The organism is Veillonella sp. T34266-5, from assembly GCF_002959815.1.
Taxonomy (GTDB): domain Bacteria; phylum Bacillota; class Negativicutes; order Veillonellales; family Veillonellaceae; genus Veillonella; species Veillonella atypica.
Window position 1 is genome coordinate 128319 of the sequence record NZ_PPCZ01000011.1, and the last position, 7026, is coordinate 135344.

Below are 7026 nucleotides of genomic sequence, written 5' to 3' on the forward strand. Positions count from 1 at the left end.
TACATACTATGCAAATTTAGTAAGAATAGATGTTATTTGTAATGAGTGTGTATAAAATTATTATTTATAAAAACAGTATTTAATGTGTTAGATTGGTAATTATTTTATTTATATACTTAAATGACCTAGTTTGTTTATTATTTTTAAATAATGAAAATTCATATCAATAAATGAAATATTTTCGATATACAGTATTATGAGTGCTTGTAAATGTAGCGTGTTATTATGATAATATTTAAATAGCATTAATTTAGGAATTACGAAGAAAGGTGGATGCTGATGACAAATCGAATGAAAGCTATTTTGGGTGCATCTGCCACGATTGCCGTATGGGCTACAGCATTTCCGTTTGGCAAACTTGCATTACAATCAGTAGATGCATTGACACTCTCTGTAGCAAGAGTTGTAGGTGGCGCTATACTCATGCTAATTATTGGTGTATTTAAAGGCTTACACATCCCTACATCTTGGCGTGAGTGGGGCATATATATTTTGTTAGGGGCTACAGGGAACTTCGTTTATCAAGTCGTTTTTAATGAAGGGCTTCGCACAATCCCAGCGGCTACGTCGAGCATTATTATGGCTTTAACGCCCATGACGACAGCACTTTTAGCGTTAGTGGTGTATAAAGATAGAATACGTCCTGCCGGATGGATCTTTACTATCACTGCATTTATAGGTGTAGCAATTATTATTCTTTGGAATTCTACCCTTACAATTCCTCTGGGTGCATTGTGGACTTTATTAGGTATGATATTGTTTGCGATGTATAACATCCTTAATCGTGGTCTTAGCCTGAAAGGTTATAACTCCATTACTATAGCTATGTGGTCAATGTTTACAGGTGCCATTATGGCATTGCCTTTTGCAGATCATGCCATTGAAATGATTGTGCAGGCACCTCTTAGTGCACAACTTGCCATGGTGTATCTGGCTTTCTTTTCCAGTGCATTAGGATTCGTATTCTGGAGCTATGCTTTTGAACATGCTGAAAAGGTGTCCGATGTAACTAACTTTATGTATATTTCACCAATCGTGGCAGCTATAGTAGCGGCCTTTCTGTTGGGGGAAATACCCAATATGGGACTCTATATTGGGGCACCAATCATACTAGGATCATTATTCTTATTTAATCGATATAGATAAGTTGAATTTCTTAGTGGCTGAATCTATATAAACAAAGAACCTCAACCTTTTAATGGGCGAGGTTCTTTTTTGTTTGACAGTACTTATAAATTGTAGTAATCTAAGTATATCATTAAAACATACCTTTGAGATATGATTTAAAATGAGATTAATTCCTATAGATTTAAAAGGAAAGAGGTGGTACAGTGATTGCTATACGAAACGTAACCAAAGAATTTGACGTTAATAAGCAAAAGGTTACTGCATTATCTGATGTAAACTTCACCATAGAAAAAGGCGATATATTTGGCATTATTGGTTTCAGTGGAGCTGGTAAATCTACACTGTTGCGAATGATTAATGCTTTAGAGGTACCTACCTCTGGTCATGTTGAAATAGATGGTGTGAATATCAATGGCTTGAGTTTTAATGAGCTCAGAAAGGTACGTAAGCGCATAGGTATGGTGTTTCAACAGTTCAATTTGTTGAATGCTAAATCTGTGTATGATAATGTGGCAATTCCATTGATTCTAAATAAGGTTCCTAAATCAGAGATTGATAAAAAGGTTAAAACTTTGTTAGATTTTGTTGATTTAGGTGATAAAGCAAATGCATATCCTGGAGAATTATCTGGTGGTCAAAAGCAACGTGTAGGTATTGCTCGTGCGCTAGCTACAGATCCATCAATTCTGCTTTGCGATGAAGCAACAAGTGCTCTTGATCCAGATACGACAGAGTCTATTCTTCAATTATTAGAGCGCGTTAATCGTGAACTAGGGGTAACGGTTGTTATCGTAACTCATGAGATTGATGTAATTCAAAAAATTTGCAATCGAGTTGTAGTTATGGAACATGGAAAACTCATAGAGAGTGGTTCTGTGCTTGAGGTGTTTAGTAAACCAAAGCATGAAACAACGAAACGATTTGTTAGAACTGTCATTCCTGATGAAATTCCATCAACAGTGAAACATACCTTGGCCTGTGATAAGCGACCATATACCATTCTTAAGATGCATTTCTTAGGAAATAATACGACCGATAATGTTTTATATCATATTAATAAAACTTTTGATTTAGAAACGAGCGTGTTATTTGCTACGGTAACAGAGTTAGAACATACAGTACTTGGTATTTTTATTGTTCAGTTTATTGGTGATGATCTTGAAGTGGGCAAGGTAAAAGAATATCTTGTGACACAAGGTATTGAATGGCAGGAGGTGACACTATAATGGACTTCTTTATGCAAGAACTTGGTGTTCCAGGATCGCAGTTATTATTAGCTGCAGAACAGACATTATATATGGTGTTCCTATCTTTGTTCATTGGTACAGTACTAGGTCTAATTATCGCAGTTACATTGGTGGTAACAAATCCTAATGGTATCGTTAAAAATAGTATTGTTTATACCATTACAAATACAATTGTTAATATTGTTCGTTCCGTACCATTTATCATTTTGATGGTGTTTATATTACCGTTAACTAAGATGATTGTAGGTACTCGTGTTGGTACAACAGCGGCTATTGTACCACTTGTTATATTTATTGCCCCTTATCTAGCTAGACTCTTTGAAAACTCTATTTTAGAGGTTAATAAAGGAATTATCGAGGCTGCACAATCAATGGGGGCCTCTCATTTTGAGGTGATTTGGCATTTTCTTTTACCAGAAGCAAAGGGTTCGCTTATTTTATCTATTACAACGGGTACTATTGGTCTAATCGGTGCTACTGCTATGGCTGGTGCTATTGGTGCTGGTGGTGTAGGTGATTTGGCCCTCACCTATGGTTATGAACGATTGAACTTCCCATTGATGTTATTTACCGTAGTTATTTTGATTATTTTTGTTCAAATTATTCAAACAATAGGTAACTATTTTGCACGTCGTGCGCGTCGTTCCTAATTTGATGAAATAGATTCTAGTTATTTTGATTGTGAAAGTATAGGAGAATATACTATGAAATTGAAAAAAATCCTTGCCCTTGGTGCGGCATTAGTATTCAGCGTAGCTTTTATCGCAGGCTGCGGTTCTAATAATAGTGATAATGGTGCTAAAAAAGAATTAACCTACAGTAAATCTCAGGGTCCTTACTCTGAATTATTTGAAAAAGGTGTAAAACCAATTTTGGAGAAACAAGGCTATACCTTTAAAGGCGTAGATATGTCTGATTTGGTACAAGCTGACCAAGTGTTAAGTGATGGTGAGGTTGACTTTAACGTTGAACAACATATAGCATACATGAAAAACTTCAACGAAAAACAAAATGGTCATCTTGTAGCCTTAACTCCAATTCCAACAGTACCAGCAGGTATCTTTAGTGGTTCTAAAACATCTCTAGATCAAGTGGCAGATGGTGACACTATTGCAGTACCTAATGATGCATCCAACATGGCTCGTGCTTATGCGTTATTGCAAAAAATCGGTTGGATTAAGCTTGATCCTAACAAAGATTTAGCAACAGTAACTCAAGCAGATATTATTGAAAATCCTAAACATCTTAAATTTACAGAAATGAAATCCCTTACAATTCCTTCTGTACGTACTGATTTCGATTACATTGTCATTACTGGGGCGGTTATCTATAATGCAAAAATCGATCCTAAATCTGCATTGGCAAATGAAGATGTATTGCCACAATGGTTATTACAACTCGTAGTTAATGAGAAAAACAAAGATGCACAATGGGCAAAAGACATTGTAGCAGCATACCACTCGCAAGAATTCAAAGACTACATGGAAAAAAATAATAATGGCTTATGGTTTGTTCCAAAAGGTGAATAATATAATTTAGTAAGCTAATTACAATTGAAATATTTTTACAAAATAGATAGACAGCGATACCAATTAGATTCAATTTTTTACTTCTAAGGGGTATCGCTTTTTATTGCTATAAAAGCTATTACTAACAGTTTATTAACTATTAATAAGTGTTATGGGTGAGTTTATATCATCTTATTAAAAAATCTGATATACTAAATAAGCTTTTTTGTATTTTATTTTGTTTTCATGTGTAAGGAGAGTTTCTAATGAAGTTGAATTGGAAATTATTCGCACCGCTTGTAGTCGCTATTCTTGTATGGCTCATCGGTGCTCCTGAAGGCCTTAGCGCAAATTCTTGGATTTACGTAAGTATTTTCGCTGGCCTCGTGGTAGGGTTGATTTTAGAACCAATGCCACCAGCTTTCATCGGTATCATTGCTGTTACCGTGTCTATGTTGTTTAAGGTTGGTCCTGCACCTGTTGTAGATAAAGCAACTGGTGTAGCAAAGGCGATTACTGATGCACAAGCTATCAGTTGGGGCCTTAGCGGTTTCTCTAATGCCATCGTGTGGTTGATCTTCGCAGCCTTCATGATTGGTATTGGTTATGAAAACTCTGGCCTTGGCCGCCGTATTGCCTTGTTCCTAGTAGCAAAGCTTGGCAAGTCCTCGTTAGGTCTTGGTTATGCCATCGCTATTACGGATCTTGTATTGGCACCGTTCATCCCAAGTAATGCGGCTCGTTCTGGTGGTACGATTTACCCAATCGTATCTAGTATTTGTCCAATGTTTGACTCTTATCCAGATAAGAACCCTCGTAAAATCGGTTCCTATTTGAACTGGGTAGCGTTGGCAACTACATGTGTATCTAGCTCCATCTTCTTGACTGGCGCAGCTCCAAACCCATTGGCTCTTGAATTGTCTGCTAAAGCTGGTATTGTGGCGGCAAACTGGGGCACATGGTTCCTCGCATTCTTGCCAGTAGGTCTTATTTTGTTCATCATCACTCCATTGTTGACCTATGTATTCTGCAAGCCAGAGGTGAAAGGTTCCCCTGAAATTGCAGCGTGGGCAAAGGATGAGTACAAGAAGTTAGGCTCCATGACACGCAGTGAAGTTTTCATGGCCTTGATTTCTGTGTTGGCTCTTGTATTGTGGATTGGTGCTTCTACATTTAAAGTAAACCCAACTACAACAGCTTTAATTGTTATTATCTTAATGATTTTCACTAAGATTATGACATGGCAAGACTTCCTTGCTAACAAACCAGCATGGAATGTTTTGACTTGGTTTGCTACACTCGTACCTATGGCTTCTGGCCTTAAAAATGTAGGCTTCTTGGAATGGCTTGCTAAATCTGCTGGTGGTTCTTTGGTTTCTTTAGATCCTACAATGGCAGTTCTTGGTTTGTTGTTAGCATTCTGCTTGCTTCGTTACTTCTTTGCTTCTGGCACTGCTTATGTAACAGCTATGGTAGGCTTGTTTGCTACTCTAATTCTTCAAATTCCTGGTGTTGATCCAGCTCAAGTTATGTTAATTCTGTTAGTACCAATGGGTATTATGGGTATCCTTACACCATATGGTACTGGTCATAGCCCAATTTGGTTTGCTAGTGGCTATAACAAAGGTCCTGAATTCTGGAAATTAGGCGCTATCTTTGGGATTATCTACCTTGCGATCTTTATCGTAGTGGGGATTCCATGGATCCAGTTCGTAATGCCACTTTTAGGCTAGTTTTAAAGCCCTAATATATCTCTCTGCGCTCCAGTTCTTCGCAAGTCGCTCGATAGATATATTAGGGCTTTTTCATACCTAAAATGAAACTCTAGATTGTGTTATAATAACGCATATAGAGGTTGCATATAAACGCGAGGTATATATGTCTATTCTTGAACGTACGATACAATCAGTAATATTTGAACTGGGTGCGATTTTAATCGGGATGCTAGTCATTGAATTTATTCCTCATGAGGGGCAACCATTATTGTTGATGATATTAATTTCGTTGACTGCAGTCATATGGAATTTCATATTTAACTGGATTTTTGATAAATTAGTACCAGGTGATCGATTGGCACGAGGCCCCGTAATTCGCACGATTCATGCCGTATTGTTTGAAGGTCTATTATTAGCAGCTACGGTGCCAATGATTATGTACATGATGAGTATCAGCTTATGGATGGCGTTTATTACGGATATTTCGATGACCTTAATTATCTTGGTGTACACCTATGTCTATAACTGGTTATATGATCGAGTGCGTCTGTTCTTTGTGAAAGCTTAATTAATTTGTTTGAGGTAAGTACCTCTTGTAAAGTATATATCGTATAAGGGGAGGTTCTTATGTCTACAAAATCTATTACAGGCACCGGCCTTTTGTTGGCCGTAGCCTTGTTAGCGCAAAGTTTGCGTCTTATGTTTCCATTTATTCCGAATCAGATCAGCATGTTCCTTATCGGCTCTATTACATCAGCTACATTTGTGCTTGCCACATGGCGTTATGGTTGGAAAAATGGCTTAGTTATTGCCTGGGTTGCGCCAGTTGTAGCGCATTTACAAGGTATGTTACCATTGCCACCATTTATTTTTATTACAGGATTAGGCACGACAGCCTATGTATTAGTCGCACATTGGTTGCAACATAAACCAAAACTTTTACTTATCATCGTGGCTGCATTGGTGAAAGCAGGCGTTCTATTTGGTGGATATTCGTTGTTTTTCTCTTTATTCCAACTTCCACCAAAGATTGTAAATGCCATGCTCTTTGTATCTAGTTGGCCACAACTTGTGACATCCTCATTAGGGATTATATTGGCATTACTAATTATGAAACGTGTTAAATAGGTTTGAGAACTTATTTATAGTAAATAAAATACATAATAAAAAGGTGTTACACACCCTCGTTGTATTGATAACAGCTAGTACTGTTTCGATAGGGGATGTAGTAACACCTTTTTATAGGCTCTCTGTCAAATGTTGGGGTGTTCACCCTACGAGTCTTGTTTGGCACCAATCATATGTATGGTTGGTGCCATTCTTTTTGCTCAAAAGTAGAATACGTACTCTAAATCTACCAAAGTGGCGAAGCCCATAGCTTATTCGTTTTAATACCTTAATCTTGTTGTTAGTTCCTTCTGTGTATCC

8 protein-coding genes are annotated in these 7026 nt (G+C 37.2%); 7 read left to right on the forward strand and 1 reads right to left on the reverse strand.

What is annotated here, in order from left to right; translation table 11 throughout:
• The first annotated feature begins 279 nt into the window (after positions 1-279).
• The 7 genes from VIHSUH07_RS04840 to VIHSUH07_RS04870 all read left to right on the forward strand — a co-directional run bounded on the left by VIHSUH07_RS04840 (position 280) and on the right by VIHSUH07_RS04870 (position 6726).
• Positions 280-1146, forward strand: a complete 867-nt coding sequence (locus tag VIHSUH07_RS04840; protein WP_105084089.1) for a DMT family transporter — start codon at positions 280-282, stop codon at positions 1144-1146.
• A gap of 185 nt (positions 1147-1331) precedes the next feature.
• Entirely contained in the window at positions 1332-2354 is a 1023-nt protein-coding gene (locus VIHSUH07_RS04845) for a methionine ABC transporter ATP-binding protein (RefSeq protein WP_105084090.1), read from the forward strand.
• Positions 2354-3025 carry a methionine ABC transporter permease gene (locus VIHSUH07_RS04850; protein WP_005381510.1) on the forward strand — a complete coding sequence of 224 codons (672 nt, stop codon included), beginning with the start codon at positions 2354-2356 and terminating at the stop codon, positions 3023-3025. The genes VIHSUH07_RS04845 and VIHSUH07_RS04850 overlap by 1 nt, the downstream gene beginning before the upstream one ends.
• 54 nt (positions 3026-3079) lie before the next feature.
• Positions 3080-3904, forward strand: coding sequence for a MetQ/NlpA family ABC transporter substrate-binding protein (locus VIHSUH07_RS04855; RefSeq protein ID WP_105084091.1), 825 nt, complete (start codon positions 3080-3082; stop codon positions 3902-3904).
• Positions 3905-4149: 245 nt separating this feature from the next.
• The gene (locus VIHSUH07_RS04860) at positions 4150-5616 is read left to right on the forward strand and encodes a DASS family sodium-coupled anion symporter (protein ID WP_105084092.1); all 1467 of its coding nucleotides are present in this window, start codon (positions 4150-4152) and stop codon (positions 5614-5616) included.
• A gap of 145 nt (positions 5617-5761) precedes the next feature.
• Positions 5762-6166 (forward strand): PACE efflux transporter, encoded by a 405-nt coding sequence (locus tag VIHSUH07_RS04865; RefSeq protein WP_105084093.1) that lies wholly within the window; start codon positions 5762-5764, stop codon positions 6164-6166.
• Between the two features lie 59 nt (positions 6167-6225).
• Complete coding sequence (locus tag VIHSUH07_RS04870; protein ID WP_016476101.1) at positions 6226-6726, forward strand: ECF transporter S component; 501 nt, start codon at positions 6226-6228, stop codon at positions 6724-6726.
• Between the two features lie 141 nt (positions 6727-6867).
• Here the strand turns inward: VIHSUH07_RS04870 and VIHSUH07_RS04875 are convergent.
• On the reverse strand, positions 6868-7026 hold a 159-nt coding region (locus VIHSUH07_RS04875), incomplete at its 5' end, for a transposase (protein ID WP_146104937.1).